Annotated in this window: 13 protein-coding genes; 9 read left to right on the top strand and 4 right to left on the bottom strand. The window is 47.4% G+C overall.

Going from position 1 to position 16,985, the window contains the following annotated elements; translation table 11 throughout:
- Positions 1-57: 57 nt before the first annotated feature.
- On the bottom strand, positions 58-3,984 hold the full coding sequence (locus LZG94_RS11310; protein ID WP_233791990.1) for a PVC-type heme-binding CxxCH protein: 3,927 nt from the start codon (positions 3,982-3,984) through the stop codon (positions 58-60).
- 190 nt (positions 3,985-4,174) lie between these two features.
- On the opposite strand from LZG94_RS11310, the gene LZG94_RS11305 reads away from it, so the two are divergent.
- The 3 genes from LZG94_RS11305 to LZG94_RS11295 all read left to right on the top strand — a co-directional run bounded on the left by LZG94_RS11305 (position 4,175) and on the right by LZG94_RS11295 (position 10,302).
- Positions 4,175-5,458, top strand: a complete 1,284-nt coding sequence (locus tag LZG94_RS11305) for an MFS transporter (protein WP_233791989.1) — start codon at positions 4,175-4,177, stop codon at positions 5,456-5,458.
- 91 nt (positions 5,459-5,549) lie between these two features.
- Positions 5,550-6,788: a GDSL-type esterase/lipase family protein gene (locus tag LZG94_RS11300; RefSeq protein ID WP_233791988.1), complete on the top strand. Its 1,239-nt coding sequence runs from the start codon at positions 5,550-5,552 to the stop codon at positions 6,786-6,788.
- 76 nt (positions 6,789-6,864) lie between these two features.
- Entirely contained in the window at positions 6,865-10,302 is a 3,438-nt protein-coding gene (locus LZG94_RS11295; RefSeq protein WP_233791987.1) for a PVC-type heme-binding CxxCH protein, read from the top strand.
- Between the two features lies 1 nt (position 10,303).
- Here the strand turns inward: LZG94_RS11295 and LZG94_RS11290 are convergent, their stop codons facing one another.
- The 3 genes from LZG94_RS11290 to LZG94_RS11280 all read right to left on the bottom strand — a co-directional run bounded on the left by LZG94_RS11290 (position 10,304) and on the right by LZG94_RS11280 (position 12,912).
- On the bottom strand, positions 10,304-10,810 hold the full coding sequence (locus LZG94_RS11290) for a hypothetical protein (RefSeq protein ID WP_233791986.1): 507 nt from the start codon (positions 10,808-10,810) through the stop codon (positions 10,304-10,306).
- A complete protein-coding gene (locus tag LZG94_RS11285) occupies positions 10,807-11,865 on the bottom strand; it encodes a helix-turn-helix domain-containing protein (RefSeq protein ID WP_233791985.1) in 1,059 nt (352 codons plus the stop codon). The genes LZG94_RS11290 and LZG94_RS11285 overlap by 4 nt, the downstream gene beginning before the upstream one ends.
- A gap of 156 nt (positions 11,866-12,021) precedes the next feature.
- Positions 12,022-12,912: an NmrA family NAD(P)-binding protein gene (locus tag LZG94_RS11280; protein ID WP_233791984.1), complete on the bottom strand. Its 891-nt coding sequence runs from the start codon at positions 12,910-12,912 to the stop codon at positions 12,022-12,024.
- A 79-nt stretch (positions 12,913-12,991) separates the two neighbouring features.
- Between LZG94_RS11280 and LZG94_RS11275 the strand changes: the two genes are divergently transcribed.
- The 6 genes from LZG94_RS11275 to LZG94_RS11250 all read left to right on the top strand — a co-directional run bounded on the left by LZG94_RS11275 (position 12,992) and on the right by LZG94_RS11250 (position 16,984).
- Complete coding sequence (locus LZG94_RS11275) at positions 12,992-13,369, top strand: helix-turn-helix domain-containing protein (RefSeq protein WP_233791983.1); 378 nt, start codon at positions 12,992-12,994, stop codon at positions 13,367-13,369.
- Between the two features lie 30 nt (positions 13,370-13,399).
- A complete protein-coding gene (locus tag LZG94_RS11270; protein WP_233791982.1) occupies positions 13,400-14,704 on the top strand; it encodes a BNR-4 repeat-containing protein in 1,305 nt (434 codons plus the stop codon).
- A 62-nt stretch (positions 14,705-14,766) separates the two neighbouring features.
- Positions 14,767-14,976 (top strand): hypothetical protein, encoded by a 210-nt coding sequence (locus LZG94_RS11265; RefSeq protein ID WP_233791981.1) that lies wholly within the window; start codon positions 14,767-14,769, stop codon positions 14,974-14,976.
- Between the two features lie 253 nt (positions 14,977-15,229).
- Complete coding sequence (locus tag LZG94_RS11260) at positions 15,230-15,976, top strand: ThuA domain-containing protein (RefSeq protein WP_233791980.1); 747 nt, start codon at positions 15,230-15,232, stop codon at positions 15,974-15,976.
- Between the two features lie 171 nt (positions 15,977-16,147).
- Complete coding sequence (locus tag LZG94_RS11255) at positions 16,148-16,513, top strand: DUF1304 domain-containing protein (RefSeq protein WP_233791979.1); 366 nt, start codon at positions 16,148-16,150, stop codon at positions 16,511-16,513.
- A gap of 48 nt (positions 16,514-16,561) precedes the next feature.
- Positions 16,562-16,984 carry a nucleotidyltransferase substrate binding protein gene (locus LZG94_RS11250; RefSeq protein ID WP_233791978.1) on the top strand — a complete coding sequence of 141 codons (423 nt, stop codon included), beginning with the start codon at positions 16,562-16,564 and terminating at the stop codon, positions 16,982-16,984.
- The last annotated feature ends 1 nt before the right edge of the window (position 16,985 follow it).

The raw sequence follows: 16,985 nt of genomic DNA, 5'->3' as shown, positions 1-16,985 counted from the left end.
CTCATTAAAAATCCCTGCGTACATTATTATACGCAGGGATTTTTGTCAAATAGAATGCTACTTGCCTTTCGGTGAAGACTTTGCAGCCGCATTCGCACCGGTAACTTCAAGAATACCCCGCATTACACGCCAATGTCCCGGAAATGAGCAGATAAACGGATAGCTGCCCGGCTCTGTCGGCGCTTTGAACTCCAGCCGGAAGCTTTTCCCCGAGTTGACCAGCGGCGTCGCGAAAAGCACATCTTTTGTATCCGGAATGAAATTCTTCTCAAATCCATCTTTCAGCGCTGCCATAGCGTCGGCTGCTTCACCGACTTTCTCATCTGTGCCTGGCTTCACGATAACCACATTGTGCGGCATCAAATCGGGGTTATTGAATACCAGCGACACTTTTCTGCCGGCTGGTACGGTCAGTTTTTGTTTGTCAAAAGCCATTTTTGCTTCGATCGCGGTGAGGCTGATCTCGATCGTTCCCAGTTCTTCCAGACTTTGCATTACCTCTTTCCGGCTTCCCTCAGGCAGACTTCCGACTTTCGTTTTCATCAAAACAACCGCTTTACCAAATGCTTCCGAGTCACGCACGGATTCGGGCAACGTGGCGAGTGAAGCGACCAGCGCTTTCGCCGACTGGGTTTTAGCTTCATCCGAAATGGTCATATCCATCAGTAGCGCGTACGCTTTTTCGGGAGACTGCGGCGCGAGTGTTTTTACTTTTTGGTAAAAATCGGTCTGCTTGCTTTTATCCGCAACCAGACTAAGTCCAGCCAGGTAGTCTGATGTTTTAGAAGGTTCAATATCAGTTTCCGGCGTAATATCACCCGAAGTCAGCGCCGCTGCGTAACCGATCGACCTGATCACACTATTCGGATCCGATTGCATTTGCTTTAAATCTCCCGCGTGCTTTTTGAGCTCCGAAGGTTCAGAAATGAGTAGCAGGCGGGTGAGTGCGAGTTGCGACGCGGTATTGGCGTTTTGGGTTTTGCTAAGGTCCCGCAGGGAAGTTAGCAAAACATCGGTTTTACCCTTTTTTTGCATTGCCGCCAATTCGTCCAAGGCGGTCAGCTTGTTTCCTTCGGTTATATCCGGGCGTGTCAGCATGGTTTCCAGTATCAGTTTGCTTTTCGGCAATTCCGCCATTTCCTGACTGCTAACCTGTCCCAGCAAGTAGCGCGTCGCATATTCCGGATAGTTTTTGCCTGCCTTCATTCCCGCCAGCCAGATCGGTTTCAAATGCCTGAATGTTTCCGAAACTGCATATTCCAGGTAATAGTCGGTTGGGTATTTCAATACATCCATAGCGGCTTCTACGCCTTTTTCATTTTCGAAGAAACTCAATGCAACCGAAGCTTCCAGTCGCACTCTCGGCGATTCATCATTTGCGCTTTTCCTTAATAATTCAAGCGAAGCCGGAATCCGCTCGTGCCAGAACCGCAGCACTTTCGTTGCGGCGGTGCGTGCTTTCGGGTCTTTGGCTACCAAAAGCGTTTTAAGTAAATTTTCCTCTACTGTGTCAAAATCCTGAAAAAGCCACAATGCTTCGGCCAGGTGTAATTCGTAGTTTTGATCATTTTTATCAAGACCTTGCTGCCACTTTTTCAGCGCAGGCAGTACCTCTGACGCAGGTTTCTCACGGATTTGCAGCCGCGTGCGATAACGGAATCTGTCTTCCTCCGCTTTCAGGTTTTCGAGTAATTGAGTAATATTTTGTTTAGAAATATCCGTCACTTTTGACAGCGGCCGGCCTTTGTAACTGATCCGCCAAACGCGCCCGTGCGATTTGTCGCGGGCCGGGTCGCGGGGTGGATTTTCGCCGTGTGAAATCAGCGGATTGTACCAGTCGACAATATATAACGCACCGTCCGGACCAAATTCGAGGTCAATCGGTCGGTAGTTGGGGTCGGCAGATTGCAGCAGATCCGTCGCTTCTTTTCCTATAATAGCCGAACCTTCGTGCACGATCTTGTGCTGCTTGGTACCCTGAAATCCGATGTTATTATTTACCAAAAAATCTCCCTGCACTTCATCCGGGAAGTTTTTGCTGGAAACAATCTCAATTCCCGCAGTTGGCCGCACGCGCGTTTCCGTAAACATATTCAGGCGCGGGTGCTTGTCCGGGTAGTCCACTTTTCCCGTCATCGGCGGTGCGAAATAGTTAGATCCATCTGACGCGTCGCCGATCAAATGCGTGCCCCATTTATCAAATACACTTCCCCATGGATTGAAGTAAGGATAGGAAATGTAGTGCTGCAACCGGTGCGTCCGCGGCTCAAAACGGTAGGTCGACCCGGCATAAGACCTGATCGGACCATATGGAGTTTCCACCTGCGAATTCAGGAAAGTACCTTCATTGAAGTACAATGCACCGTCCTGTCCCCACGTAAATGCATGCGTGGCGTGGTGGCTGTCTTCGGAGCCAAAACCGGTCAGTACTACTTCACGCGTATCAGCTTTATCGTCCCCATTTGTGTCTTTAAGGAACAGAATATCAGGTTCTTGTGAAACGTACACGCCGCCATCGCCGAATTCAAAGCCAAGTGGAAGATACAGATCGTCAGCAAAAACGGTATGCTTGTCTGCCTTACCGTCGCCGTCGGAATCTTCGAGGATCACGATCTTATCGTGCACGGGAATGCCCGGAAAATACTGTGGGTAAGTCGGCATTGTCGCGACCCAAAGGCGGCCTTTTGCGTCGAAATTCATGGCTACCGGCTTTTCAATGGGAAAGTCCTTTTCCGAAGCGAAGAGATTGATCTCATAACCCTCGGGCAACTTGAATTTTTCGGTAGTCGCCGGCCACGTTTTCTCGTGATGCGCATGCGCTGCTGCCTTCGCCGCTTCTCCCTGGCGACCGGTCATCGGGATTTCCGTCTGCAAAATCGGGTCAACAGGTTTGCCGCGCCGGTCGATAATGTCCACAGCTTTTTGGTACGATTCAGAACCTTTACTTTTAGCTAACTCCCAGATCACCGAATCGAGTGACGCGGCCATTTGGTTAAGCTTGCGCAGCTCCGGCGGAAATGCGATCACACCGAAAGGTTCGCGTCTCCGGCCATAGATATACTCGCCATTTACAGCCCGCCAGCGGTAGAAAAAGTGCTCGTCCTTCATTTTGATGACAGCAGCCAGCTTTTTGCTATTCTCGGAATTGAGATCAAGACTTTTCCCAAAACCAAGCGACTGCGCCATCCATTCCCCAGCCAACCGGTAACCTGTATTCGTCAGGTGAATACCGTTAATCGTAATCTTCGGCTGATTCTTCGCCTGCATTCTTGCCAGTGAAGGTGTGTAGAGATCGATGAAAGACAGGTTTTTTGCCGCCGCCACCTTCTTCATTGACTGGGTATACAGTTGCAGATTTTTGTTGTGCTCCGCCGGATCGGGGAAATGTGTTCCGAGATTTTCGTGCGCGATCGGGGAGACGAGCACGAGCTTCGGTGCCGCTTTTCCATTGTATTTGTTGCTCTGTAAATTCTGGATAAATGCATTCAGATCTTTCTCAAACTGCGGAATACCAGCGGGACCTTTAAAAGCCTCGTTCATCCCGAAACAAAGAAAAATTATGTCAGCTTTCTGATCGAACAAATCCTGATTTAATCCGGTGAAATTCATTCCGACGGGCATTGTAATAGGCTCGCCTTCGTGGGTAAAACCTTTAAAAGTAACTTCCTTTTGCCCTTCCGTGAGCCGCGAAGTTTTTTCTCCAAAACCAGGAAAATTCAGCGGGCGCGGTTGCAATCCAACTTCATCCGCACTCCAACCCATATTTCGCAGCGTCAGGTTCTGGCCCGGAAAACTCTTTTGGAGGATCGTTTCAAAGTAGCCATAGTGCCGCATCCGGTCTGCAAATGTGTTGCCAAGCAGGATGATACGATCACCCTTTTGGAACTTGAAACCTGGATTGGGGGCTTGTGCAACTGTTTTTTGTATCAAAATAAAAACACATAAAAACAGCGAACTCAGCAGGCGGGATTTAGGAAGCAGCATGAGAATAAGGGAGTAGTTTTAAATTATCAATAAACCAATAATTTTTATCACGAATCAATAATCCCACTTCTATTCAGCAACATTATCCTGTGCTGTCCTGACTTTTGAGAATAGACTGAATTACGGTAGAAATGCACTGCGTCAGGTTTTAATGGTAGATATCGCTTTTCTATAAACCAAAATTCTACCCATGAAGCCGCTGGCCCAAAAGAGATGGTTCCGTATTATACCGGTCGTTTTCATCACTTATAGTCTCGCCTATCTCGACCGGGCTAATTTCGGATTTGCCGTAGCAGGCGGCATGGCCGACGATCTTAATATTACCCCCAATACATCTACTTTACTCAGCTCGCTCTTCTTTCTGGGCTACTTTTTCTTTCAGATACCAGGCGCGCATTATGCCGCGACACGGACTGCCAAGAAGCTCATTTTTATTTCATTAATACTCTGGGGCGGGTTGGCCGCAGCGACCGGGATGGTCAACGATACTACGACGCTGATCATCATCCGGTTTATGCTTGGTGTGGTGGAAAGCGCGGTAATGCCAGCGATGCTGATCCTGCTAAGCCAGTGGTTTACCAAAGAAGAACGCTCGCGCGCCAACACTTTTCTGATCCTCGGAAACCCGGTCACAGTACTCTGGATGTCTGTTTTATCGGGTTATCTCATTGATTCGATGGGCTGGCGGTGGATGTTCATTTTGCAGGGAGCGCCGGGAATTGTCTGGGCATTCATCTGGTGGAGAATGATCGACGAGCGCCCGATGGCTGCTACCTGGCTCACCGATGAGGAAAAAATGGAGGTAGAGGAAAGGCTGAAAGCCGAGCAGGCGGGCATTAAACCTGTAAAAAATTATGCAGAAGCATTCAAGTCGAAGAAAGTGATTCTACTGTGCCTGCAATACCTGCTTTGGAGCGTCGGTGTGTATGGTTTTGTGATGTGGCTGCCTTCTATTATCAAGGCTGCGCCGAATATGAATATGGTCAATACGGGCTGGCTGGCCTCGGTACCCTATCTTTTTGCTGTGATCGGGATGCTTTCAGCTTCTTATTTTTCGGATAAAAGTGGTAACCGCAAGATATTCGTCTGGCCTTTTTTGCTGATCGCCGCAATCTGTTTGTACGGCGCTGTGTGGCTCGGGCCCGACCAGTTCTGGTTTGCTTATGCATTGCTGGTGGCTGCGGGAGCGGCGCTTTATACACCTTATGGACCATTTTTCGCTGCTATCGCCGAGTTACTCCCCAAAAATGTAGCCGGCGGCGCGATCGGTTTGATCAACAGTCTGGGCGCATTGGGCTCATTTGCAGGATCTTATCTTGTCGGATATTTAAATACAGAAACAGGGAATTTCAATGCTTCCTACACGTTAATGTCGGTGGCGCTTGTGCTGGCTACCGTGATCACGATGATCGTGATACCCGGGCCGGTACGTGCATTGGCGAAGCCGGCAGAGATCAGGACTTTCGATCATTGATCCGATTTTCACCCCGACCTTGTTACAGCAGGATAGTTAATTCCCGGCAATGCTTTTCTTTTACATTTTTACATACCTAAATCCAAAATGCATGAGAAGTTTGAAAGTGCTGGTTCTTGCCGGACACGTGGTTTTATTGTTTTTTACTTTGCTATGCGGGACTTCCAATGCCCAGGAAGCCGCTAAAAGTGCAAATGCCTCCAAATTTGAGTTGAAAGACGGCGACCGGGTCGTATTTCTGGGCAGCTCTATCTTCGAAAATGATTTCCAGTACGGTTACCTGGAATTCGCACTTACTACCCGTTTTTCTGACAAAGGCGTTACTTTCCGCAACCTGGGATGGACGGGAGATAATGTCTGGGGAGAAGGTCGCAGTACCTACACCAACCCGCCTACACCTTACGAGCATTTGATGAACGACCTCACGAAAGCGGCGCCTACTGTCGTGTTTTTGGGTTATGGAGGCGTGGAAGCGCAGGACGGACAAGCCGGCGTAGCAAAGTTTAAAGAGGGACTGAATAAGTTACTCGACAAGATCGATCAGCTTGGGGCGCGGGCCGTACTGTTGTCAACCATTCCGGTGGTTTCGAGTGATACAACCCAGCAGATCGGGCGGAGAAATGCGGATCTTGAATTGTATTCCAAAGTCATTTCCGAAGTGGCCACACAGCGCGGGAAGCAGTTTGTCGACATTTATAACCCTATTTTAAATATCACCAAAAAGGAGGATATCGTTGAAAATACGGTCCACCTGAACGAACTTGGGTACTATCATCTGGCGGTAATCCTTGAAAAAGCGTTGGGTCTCGACGCTGCAAAAGCGACTACCGCAATTACGATTTCAAAAGGCAAACCAGAGGCATCGAATGCGCGGATACTGGCTGCTGACGATGAAAAATCACTTGCAAAATTTACAGTGGAAAGTAAATACCTGCCGCTCCCTTCGCCAAAATCAGCGAGTAACATTACGGATAACGCAAGAACGGTACGGATCTCAGGTTTGAAAAAGGGCTATTACGCATTGACCTCCGAAAACAGCCTGGTCGCTGCGGCTTCGGCGCAGGAATGGGAAAAAGGGGTGGATATCAAGCAGGGACCGCAATTTGGGAAATCTGAGGAGATCAGGACGATGATCTTGAAGAAGAACGAACTGCACTTTTTCCAATACCGCCCTTTGAACCAGACTTATATTATCGGATTCCGGAAGTACGAGCAAGGTCGCCACGTGCAGGGTTTGGAGGAACAGAATATCCTGATCAAGTGGCTGGAAGGGCAGATTATCCTGAACAGCGAGCCGAAGGAAGTAGTGTATGAACTGCGCAAGATGTAATCTAATAAAACAAAATCCTTAAACCCAAACGGCGCAATGCATTTGACAGCGATCGCTGAGCGCCGATAGCTAAAACATGAAAGCAACAAGAGTACTATATGGAGCGACGCTCATTGCGGCGGTCCTCCTCACTACCTCTTCCAGCCGGTACCAGAACGTAAAGGAAGATCCCGATCCGGATCCGCAAAAGGAGCTCGCCTCGTTCAAGTTAGCCGAAGGATTTGAAGTAACATTATTTGCCTCCGATCCGATGGTCGCGAAGCCTATTCAGATGAACTGGGACGCAGAAGGCCGCCTTTGGGTGGTGAGCAGCACGGTTTATCCGCATTTGAAAACAGGCGAATCAGCGAATGACAAGATATTTGTTCTCGAAGATACTGACGGAGATGGTAAGGCTGACAAGTCAACTGTTTTCGCAGAAGGCTTGCTCCAACCGACTGGTATTTTACCGGGAGACGGCGGCTGCTACGTGGCCAATTCAACCGAAATCCTGCATTTTTCAGATACAGACGGAGATGGGAAAGCGGACAAGAAACGCCGGATTCTCAGCGGTTTTGGAACCGGCGATACCCACCATTTAATCCACACATTTCGCTGGGGACCAGAGGGAAGAATGTACTTCAACCAGTCCATTTACATTTATAGCCACGTAGAAACACCTTTCGGTATCAAACGTCTGGAAGGCGGTGGTACCTGGGCTTTGAATACGCGCAACCTCGATATGGAGGTTTATTTGAAAGGTTTGGTAAATCCGTGGGGCTTGCAATTTGACCGCTGGGGGCAATCATTCCTGACGGATGGAGCTGGTGGTGAAGGTATTAACTACGGTTTCCCGGGTGCGACTTTCGTGACGGCGCCGGGAGCTGCACGCATTATGCGCGGCTTGAATCCGGGACAGCCGAAACACAGCGGTTTGGATGTGGTTTCTGGAAAGCATTTACCAGACGCGTGGCAGGGAAGAATGATCACAAACGATTTTCGCGCGAATCGGATCAACAGTTTCAAGCTTGAAGAACAGGGTGCTGGTTATGCTTCCAAGCAGACCGACGACTTGATGTGGACGGATAATGTAGCATTCCGTCCTGTGGATATCAACGTCGGTCCAGACGGCGCTATTTACGTAGCCGATTGGTATAACCCTATTATCCAGCACGGAGAAGTAGATTTCCACGATCCGCGCCGCGACCAGCAGCACGGAAGGATCTGGCGTATTGTTGCCAAAAACCGTCCGCTGGTACCAAAACCGCAATTGGCGAAAGCGACTACTACTGAATTACTGGAATCTTTAAAACTGCCCGAAGAGTGGACGAGACTGCAAGCCAAGCAGGTTTTGAAGGCAAAAGGAGCTAAGGAAGTAATTCCTGCATTGCAAAAATGGGTAGCCGCGCTGGACAAGAATGACGCCAACTACGAGCATAATTTGCTGGAAGCTTTGTGGGTGTACCAGACTTTGGAAATCGTAAATGAGCCGATTCTTGTGAGTTTGTTGAATGCAAAAACACATAATGCACGTGCGGCAGCATTGCGCGCGCTTGAATTATGGTCTGGCAAGATCGCGAATGAGCCTGCATTACTGGCCAAAGCCGTAAAAGACGAACATGCGCAGGTGAGGCTGGAAGGGGTGATTGCATTGAGAAAAACCAAAACTGCCGAAGCTGCCAAGAATGCATTAATGGTATTGGATGCGCAAATGGACGAATTCCTCGATTTTGCATTGTGGCAAACGATCCGCGAACTGGAACCGGTTTGGCTGGCGAAGGTGAAGTCACAGCCGGAATTCCTGGGTGACGCGAAGAAAACTGCTTACGCATTGAAATCGGCCACTGGTGCAGATGCGGCCACTTTATTGGTAAAGTTGTATCAAAAAGGGCAGGTACCTGACGAATATCAGAAGGATGTTTTGAGCTCGATCGCGCGTACCGGCCAGCCTGCTGACCTGAGTATGCTGCTTGATCTGGCGCTTCAAAATAAAGATAAAAACCTTGTTGCGCAGCTCGGTGCCTTGGAAGAAGCCGGCCGCCAGCGGAACGTGAAGCCCGATCAGAATGCGGATCGCATTGCTACCCTGATCGATAGTGACGAAGACGCGGTAAGTTTGAGCGCAATGCGCCTGGCTGGTTTGTGGAGGTTGAATTCACTCAATGCAAAGCTGACTGAACTGGTACAAAAAGGTAATCCGGAAACGAAAAAAGCCGCATTAGGTGCTCTCGCAGCTATTGATAAAGAGAAAGCGCAGAAATTGATGACTGACCTGACCGGCCCGAAGAATGCAGCGGAAGTAAGGGTCATCGCGGCGGGTCAGCTCGCGAATGTAGATCCGAAAGCCGCCGCGACTGTGGCTGCAGACCTGATCCGGACACTGCCTGCTGACGTCGATCTGACGGATTTGTTTGTCGCATTTATCTCGACAAATCCTGGCGCTGCTGCATTGGGTGAAGCTATTGCCGCTAAAAAGATCCCAGAACCCGCTGCTAAAAAAGGTCGGTTGCTGGTTCGCCAGCGCGCGGGCTGGACAAGGCAAAGCATTGATGAGATGAAAATTCTGGTGAATGCACTCGAAGCTTCGGGCGGAACATTGCCTACCCAGAAAATGCCGCAGGAGCTGAACGATCAGCAGATTGCAGGTCTGGCTAAACTGGTTCGTGAAAAAGGCGATCCTGCAAAAGGAGAGCAGATATTCCGCAGGGTTGAGTCCAGCTGTACTACCTGCCATGCGATTGGTGGTGCGGGTGGTTTGATCGGGCCTGATTTGAGTAGTTTGGGAACAAGTTCACCAGCCGAGACGATCATCAAATCGCTGCTGTACCCGAGTGAATCTATCAAGGAAGGATATGATTTAAAGCGGGTTGTGAAAAAGGACGGATCGGAATTGCTGGGTTACCTGGCTTCTGATGGAGCAAACGATGTCGTGATCCGCGATGTGACTGGTAAGGAAGTTTCTGTTCCGAAAAGTCAGCTGGAAGTGATGGAAAAAGTACCGGGTTCGCTGATGCCTCCGGGCCTTACTGCTGGTTTGGATCAGACGGAATTCATCAATTTGGTTGGATTTCTGACTAAAATGGGCGAACCGGGCGACTTCCGCGTTTCCAACACAAGGTTTGTAAGACGCTGGGAAACGACTGCCAGCGAGCCAAAAGGTACCAAAGCTGCTGTTGGGAAAAATGCTCCGAAAGTGGCATGGCAGCCTGTTTACAGCAAAGTATCCGGCGAACTTCCGCTAAGTGAAATCCCGGAATTGGGTGCAGCCAGCAAACCGTACAGCATTGTTCGTTTCGAGATTGAAGTATTGACCAAAGGACCGGTTACGCTGGGATTAAGTGCAGCTGACGGAATTTCCGCCACGATCGACAGCAAAAGCCAGAAAATCGCCGATGGAAATCTCACAGCCGACCTCGCACCAGGTATTCATCCCGTAACACTTACGATCGACCGCAATGCCGCAAAGGGTGGCTTGAAGGTTGAACTGAAAGATGTTGCCGGCGCCGCACAAACGCGGTTGAGAATGGGGAAATAGGTTAAAGCCATATTAGCAGGCGCTTTTGGATTTCAGCTGACAGTTTCATGTTGTTTCGATACATGATGTTAGTTTCCAAGAGTGCCTGCAATTTTTTTGCTGCTAGCTTGGGATTGATAATGTCTTTCTCAATTAATGTATCCAGGACCCAAAGCATTCCGTGACATTCCAAGCCGCATTTAACAGCATAATTTCTAACTACCTGATCAGAACTAAGCACCATCGCTTGAAAACGATCTGCCAGATGAAGTACAGTTTTATCATTTTGAGATAAAGCTCGCGGAAAATTCATTTCCGAAATCGCAAGGCGTGCATCTTCATTGATATTGTGGATCTCCAACCTCCCGTTTGCAGCAAGTAAATGCAGCGCTTCCGCCTGTTCGTCGTACAGTTCTCCGATAACATCAGAGGAAGTATGAATCTCTAAATCCAGATCGAAAAGGTGCCGGGTTAGCTGTAAGTCGAATAAGTCGATAAAAATGCATGCGTCAGTGACAGCTACCCTCATTCTCCGAATGAAGCCAAAGTTCGGAACTCGGCCAGCTTCATATTTTTCAAGGCAGCAGCTTTACTAAGCGAAATTTGTTCCTCGGATAAGGCACGAAAAAGCAATTGATCGAACCGGTCAGAAGCCTCGATCCCTTCGTAAGCAATCGGCTCGGTAGTTCTCCATCCTTCCTCCTTTATTCGTTGTAGAAATTGTCTCGCATAATTTTCACTAATGATAGCACACTCCGCAGCCCGTCGAATTATGGCTTGAATAGATATTCCAAACTGCTTTTTTATATTACCCAATTCTAAAACTGAGATCCTGGATCGTTTGGCACCCAGTTTATCTATCAAAGTATTTCTGGGCAAAAGCATTGCGCCTGCAAATTGATGGCAGCGTTTCTCTTTTTCTTTGTCTGCAAAATCTCCAAAATCTAACAGTAAGTGCCCCAGTTCGTGAAGTAAGGTAAATCGAATCCGGTCCGCCTTGCCCGACAGATTCTTGTTAAATGCAAGAACTGGTACCTGGCCATTCACCCAGGTTTGCATTCCATCAAATATTGGCTCCGCATCGACTTCAACTACTTTAATGTGCTTATCTTCCAGTATCTGGGTGATGTTATAAAGCGGATCTTCTTCCAGTTTCCACGATTTTCGAAGCAATTCCGCTGCGGCATTTGCCTGTTCAAAATCAGAAACCACGGCCAGATTTTTAAGAGGATTTTCAAATTCGCTGGATATCCCCAGGATTTCTTCAAGTTCCAAATATCTTGAAAGGTATTCCCGAGTTTGCTCAACAACCTTATGTTCTTCCCTCGAAGGTAAATGCTGCATTTTTCGATACTCGATCGCGCCTATCGCGATTTTGGTATCGCTGAAAAAATAGTCGGGGCGAACTTGTAGAATATCACTTAGCAGCGCGAGCATATCGCTGTTTGGTATCACCTCGCCCTTCTCATATTTATGCAAAGCCTGGCGGGAAATTTTGCTGCCAAGCTTGTCCGACAAGTTTTTTAATGATAAACCAGTCCGTAAGCGAGCTGATTTAAATCGAGCAGCAAATATCTCTCTCATGATTCTAAATAGTATGTTGGTTGACAAACATAATAAAAATATTAAGGTTGTCAACCATTATTGTCTTAATTTTTTGGTCAGTTCGGATCAACAAAATGACCTGACATCAAATTGTGGTGATTTAATGTCAGGTCGATCTTTCGCATTCAACCAATACTAAGCCGTCTTAAAAGCACCCGCAAATTCTTTCGCGAAGTCTTCCAATTTGTAACTTCCCAGCTTGGCCGGGCGGTTTTTCCAGTATTCTTCCTGCATTTTGCCGCTGCGGAGTGCCTGGCCCATCTCTACGTAAGTCGATGCGAAACTTTCGTTTAAACCTGCGCCCAGCATTCCCTGACGTGCATCTTCATCGCTGAATGTGACCCACGGCGTGTTTTCTTTGCCGATAGCTTTCCCAAGGATCGCTGCGATTTCGGTAGGGTGGCGCTCGTCGTTTGCGATATTCACTACTGAATTTCCGGTTGACAGATTTAGCAACTGTTCAGTAGCTACTTCTGCAATGTGGTTTGTGTCGGTTAGTACCAGTTTTTCATCGTTATCGCCGAAATTATTGCCCGCTATTCCTGCGTTTTGGATCAGGCCACCTAATGCAAACAGGTTTGAGAAGAAGTAGGACGGGCGTAGGAAAACGGTGTTTAGTCCGGGGATTTGAAGCAGTTTTTCTTCCAGATAACCAAGCGCATCGATCGGTCCCGCACCTTCGCGCATTTGCGCACCCAGGCTGCTCAATACCACCACGTGTTTGATATTGCTGCCTTTCAATGCTTCCAGATAAATATCTGCCACTTCGATCTGGAATTTTTCGTAGTCTGTTAGCGAGAAACTGCTGGGGATCATTAAATAGGCTACGTCTGCGTTTTTGAATGCGTTTTGGATGAAGTCGGAGTCTGTAACAGATCCGATCTCAGCTTGTGCGCCGAGCGATTCTATTTCCTGTTTTTTGTCTGAGCTGCTGCTGATTACGGTGACGTCTTTTCCACCTTTTACCAGATTTTTTGTTACAGGTAAACTAACATGTCCAAGTGATCCTGTGATGATATATTTCATAGTTGTAAGCTGTTTTTTGTTGGCACAAAGCTATATTTGTACTTACTTTTAGACAAGTACTTACCCCAAAGTATGTATCATGACAAAGATTAAAGAAAGCTCGACTTACAATGCAAATCGCGAGATCGTCATGCAGGAATGTCCGGTTACATATGTGATGAATAAGATTGGCGGACACTGGAAACCGATCATTTTATACCACCTGCTTTCGGGAAGCAAACGGTATTCCGAGATCAAAAGGGCGATGCCGCATATCTCCGAAAAAATGCTGATCCAGCATTTGAAACAGCTTGAAAATGATAACCTGCTCACGCGCGAAGCCAAGCCGGTAGTGCCGCCTTACGTGACTTACACGCTGACAGATTCGGGGAAGGAGTTGGATAGCGTGATCAAGGCAATGTCGATGTGGGCATTTAAGGATATGAAACGGAATAGGGTAGAAGAGCCGGTCTGCTAGTATATTTACCCGATCCTTAAACCACTGAATATGCGTTTTTTTCTTGCCTCAATATTTTTTCTAAGCTCCTTCTTCAATGCATTTGCACAAGAACGGGCTGTATTGACGACGGACGGAGCGTGGTGCTGGTTCAGCGATCCGCGGGCGATTTATACCAAAAACGGAAATATCGTGACCGGTTGGGTGACCAAATCGGGGGATATTGTAGCGGCTTCGCTGAATGTGAAAACTGCTGATATCCAGCAAAAAACGCTGTATAGTAAACTGGAAATCGACGACCACGACAATCCCGCTTTTCTCGAATTGCCCGATCAGCAGATTTTGACCCAATATACCTGGCACGGCGGCAGTAAGAACGGAATGGGCGTGGTCCAGCACACTACGTCGGCACCGGGAGATATCAGCTCATTTTCTGAGCCGCTGGTCTTCAAACCGCAGACGCCCGAGCTGCTGGAAAAATTCAAAAGGGAGACTTACACTTACGCGAATCCGTTTATTCTCAGTTCTGAAGGCAACAAAGTATACAGTTTTGGCCGCTGGGTTGGTTTTAAGCCAAATGTGATTACTTCTATTGATAATGGAAAAACATGGTCGGATCCGAAGGTGGTGATTACTTCAAAAGAGCTGAATACGAACAACCGGCCTTATTTGAAGTATTTTTCTGATGGAAAATCCAAAATCCACCTCATTTTCACCGACGGTCACCCTAATGCGGAGCCGCTCAATTCGGTTTATTATTGCTATTATGAAAACGGTGCATTCTGGCGGGCAGACGGTTCTAAAATAGCCGAAATGAGTCAGTTACCATTTCATCCCTCGGATGCCAGCGTTGTCTATAAGGCAACTCCTGAAACCGGGAAGGCCTGGATTTTTGATATTGTGATCAATAAAAAAGGACAGCCTGTGGTAGCTTATACCCGCTATCCTACGAACGAAAAACACCAATACTATTACGCAGTTTTTGACGGCAAAAAATGGAACAATCATCACATTATCGACTCTGGAAAATGGTTTCCGCAGACTCCCGAAGGTAAAAAGGAGCGGGAAGAAAACTATTCCGGCGGCCTGACCATCGACCCGCTGAATCCATCTATTATCTACTTTTCACACGAAATCGACAACGTTTTTGAAATCTCAAAAGGCGAAACCGGAGATTCCGGAAAAACCTGGAAAATCACGCCGGTTACCCGCAACTCAACCCTCGATAACGTCCGCCCGGTAATCCCTCGCTACAAAAAGAAAAGCGACAAAAACGTGCTGCTTTGGATGCAGAACAAGAAGTATGTGCATTATACGGATTTTGATACGAGTATTTTGTGGAAGATTTTGGAGTGAGGGATTCGTTTTAATACATTTCTGTGATTTTGAAAACCGGGCAATTTTAATATATTTGATATATGAATACAATGCGCATTCACATATTGGACCCGAAGGCTACCAGACTTTTAAAAGATCTGGCCGACAGGAAGCTCATTGAAATACAAGTTCCTCCCAAGAACGGATTTAAAGTAGCTTTGAAAAAGCTCCGTTCAAAGGCAAGCTCAGCACCAACGTTAGAAGAAATTACTTCGGAAGTTGAGTTGGTACGAGCTAAGCGATATGCCTGACAAACCCCTGAAGATTATAATTGACATTGGCCGCGGATAGTGATGCGGATTTTTTGCTCACGGGTGATAAGGATTTACTTGCACTTGGCAGTTTCAATCTGACTAATATTTCAACAATTTCCGATTTCCTCCTGGCTTCAAGGTAGTCGGCTTGGCAGGCTTCGTTCTATGCGATCGGTATATTAGTGTCTATTTCGGTTTTAGTACTTGTCAGAAAATCACTTTCAGATTCATAACTCCAATTCATTTCATTATGTCAAAAAAATTACTAACGCTGCTTTTTGTTGTCCTGGTCGCGGGCACTTCTTACGCGCAGCAGTTCAAAGCTTTGTTATTTACAAAAACAGCCGGATTTCACCACGTTTCCATTCATGAGGGTGTTGCCGGGATCCGAAACCTCGCGTCGCGACATAATTTCGCTGTCGATTGGCAGGAGAATGCGGATGTGTTTAATGATAAAAGTCTGGCTAACTATGCAGTGGTTATCTTCCTTAACACCACCGGCGATGTACTGAATGAGGCGCAGCAGGCTGCGTTGGAAAAATATATCAAAAGTGGAAAGGGCTGGGTTGGTATCCACTCTGCGGCGGATACAGAATATGACTGGCCGTGGTATGGGAAAATGGTAGGAATGTATTTTAAAACCCACCCGGCGCAGCAAACTGCGTTTTTGGATGTAAAAGACAGTAATTTCCCAGGTTTGGAGCGTTTTCCAAAACGCTTGCTCTGGACCGACGAATGGTACGAATACAAAAAACCATACAACGCCGACGATCTGAAAATCCTGATTACACTGGACGAAAAAACATACGATCCGAAGACGAACCAGGGAACCGGAATGGGCGCCGAGCATCCGATGGCGTGGTACCATAACTACGACGGCGGCCGCGCATTTTACACCGGACTGGGCCACATCGGACTGGTTTACTCAGACCAATCGTTTCTAGACCATTTGTACGGAGGTATTTTTTGGGCAGCGACGGGGAAGGGGATTAAGTAGGTTTTAGCTTTTAGCTTTTAGCTATTAGCTATTAGCTTTTGGCTTTTAACTTTAGGAGGAGGCAAGAAAGGAGGAAAGGGCAGCCCGCGTAGGGAGTGAGTTTACTAAATTCATTCCTCCTTCCTCCCTCCTCCCATCCAGATTCACTCATTCACTCATTCACTCATTGCTATGGAACTCCTCGGCAAAATCCTCGTCGGACTCGTGGCCCTCGAACACCTTTACATTATGTACCTCGAAATGTTCGCCTGGGAAACCAAGGGCAAAGAAACCTTCAAAGGCTCCCTCGCACCAGAATTGTTTGGCCCGACGAAAGTACTCGCTGCCAACCAGGGTTTATACAATGGATTTTTAGCAGCCGGCTTGATCTGGACTTTCTTTATCGAAGACCACCATTGGAGATTTCACATCGCCATTTTCTTTCTGACTTGCATAATTGTAGCCGGGCTTTATGGCGCTGCGACTGCCAGTAGGAAGATATTTTTCGTACAGGCGCTGCCGGCGATTGTGGCTTTGGTGGTGTTGCATTTGCGGTGAGGGGTAATTTTTTCTAATTTCACTTACTTTGAGAAAAAGTAAAATTTAATGAAGATAGATACCACATACTATGAACGCTGCATCAGTACTTTGGAAAAGGCTTATGCGTTGCTGCTTAAATCCGATCCTGCTGATATTGACTATGACATGTATCGGTCTGCGAGTGTGAAGGAATTCGAAATTATTTTAGAGCAAAGTGGCAAGCTCTTAAAAAAGGCATTAAAGCATTATTTTCATTCTTCCGCCGCAGTGGATCAGCTATACTTTAAGGACGTTTTTCGCCATACTGTTCTTAGGAATATGATGAAAGATGAGACTTGTGAAAGGTGGCTTGAATACCGCGATAACAGAAACAACACCGCTCACGACTATGGAGTGAATTTTGCAGAGGAAACTTTGCGATTGCTTCCGCAGTTCATAGTAGGCGCCAGTGCGCTCGCGGAGGCGATTAAACGAAGTAACGATTTCTGAT

This window comes from Dyadobacter sp. CY343 (assembly GCF_021390335.1).
Lineage (GTDB): Bacteria > Bacteroidota > Bacteroidia > Cytophagales > Spirosomataceae > Dyadobacter.
This window is presented reverse-complemented; position numbering and strand designations above follow the sequence as displayed.

Excerpts from the sequence above, each read along its gene's own strand:
- LZG94_RS11310 (WP_233791990.1), bottom strand. The coding sequence starts at position 3,984 with ATGCTGCTTCCTAAATCCCGCCTGCTGAGTTCGCTGTTTTTATGTGTT.
- LZG94_RS11305 (WP_233791989.1), top strand. The coding sequence starts at position 4,175 with ATGAAGCCGCTGGCCCAAAAGAGATGGTTCCGTATTATACCGGTCGTT.
- LZG94_RS11300 (WP_233791988.1), top strand. The coding sequence starts at position 5,550 with ATGAGAAGTTTGAAAGTGCTGGTTCTTGCCGGACACGTGGTTTTATTG.
- LZG94_RS11295 (WP_233791987.1), top strand. The coding sequence starts at position 6,865 with ATGAAAGCAACAAGAGTACTATATGGAGCGACGCTCATTGCGGCGGTC.
- LZG94_RS11290 (WP_233791986.1), bottom strand. The coding sequence starts at position 10,810 with ATGAGGGTAGCTGTCACTGACGCATGCATTTTTATCGACTTATTCGAC.
- LZG94_RS11285 (WP_233791985.1), bottom strand. The coding sequence starts at position 11,865 with ATGAGAGAGATATTTGCTGCTCGATTTAAATCAGCTCGCTTACGGACT.
- LZG94_RS11280 (WP_233791984.1), bottom strand. The coding sequence starts at position 12,912 with ATGAAATATATCATCACAGGATCACTTGGACATGTTAGTTTACCTGTA.
- LZG94_RS11275 (WP_233791983.1), top strand. The coding sequence starts at position 12,992 with ATGACAAAGATTAAAGAAAGCTCGACTTACAATGCAAATCGCGAGATC.
- LZG94_RS11270 (WP_233791982.1), top strand. The coding sequence starts at position 13,400 with ATGCGTTTTTTTCTTGCCTCAATATTTTTTCTAAGCTCCTTCTTCAAT.
- LZG94_RS11265 (WP_233791981.1), top strand. The coding sequence starts at position 14,767 with ATGAATACAATGCGCATTCACATATTGGACCCGAAGGCTACCAGACTT.
- LZG94_RS11260 (WP_233791980.1), top strand. The coding sequence starts at position 15,230 with ATGTCAAAAAAATTACTAACGCTGCTTTTTGTTGTCCTGGTCGCGGGC.
- LZG94_RS11255 (WP_233791979.1), top strand. The coding sequence starts at position 16,148 with ATGGAACTCCTCGGCAAAATCCTCGTCGGACTCGTGGCCCTCGAACAC.
- LZG94_RS11250 (WP_233791978.1), top strand. The coding sequence starts at position 16,562 with ATGAAGATAGATACCACATACTATGAACGCTGCATCAGTACTTTGGAA.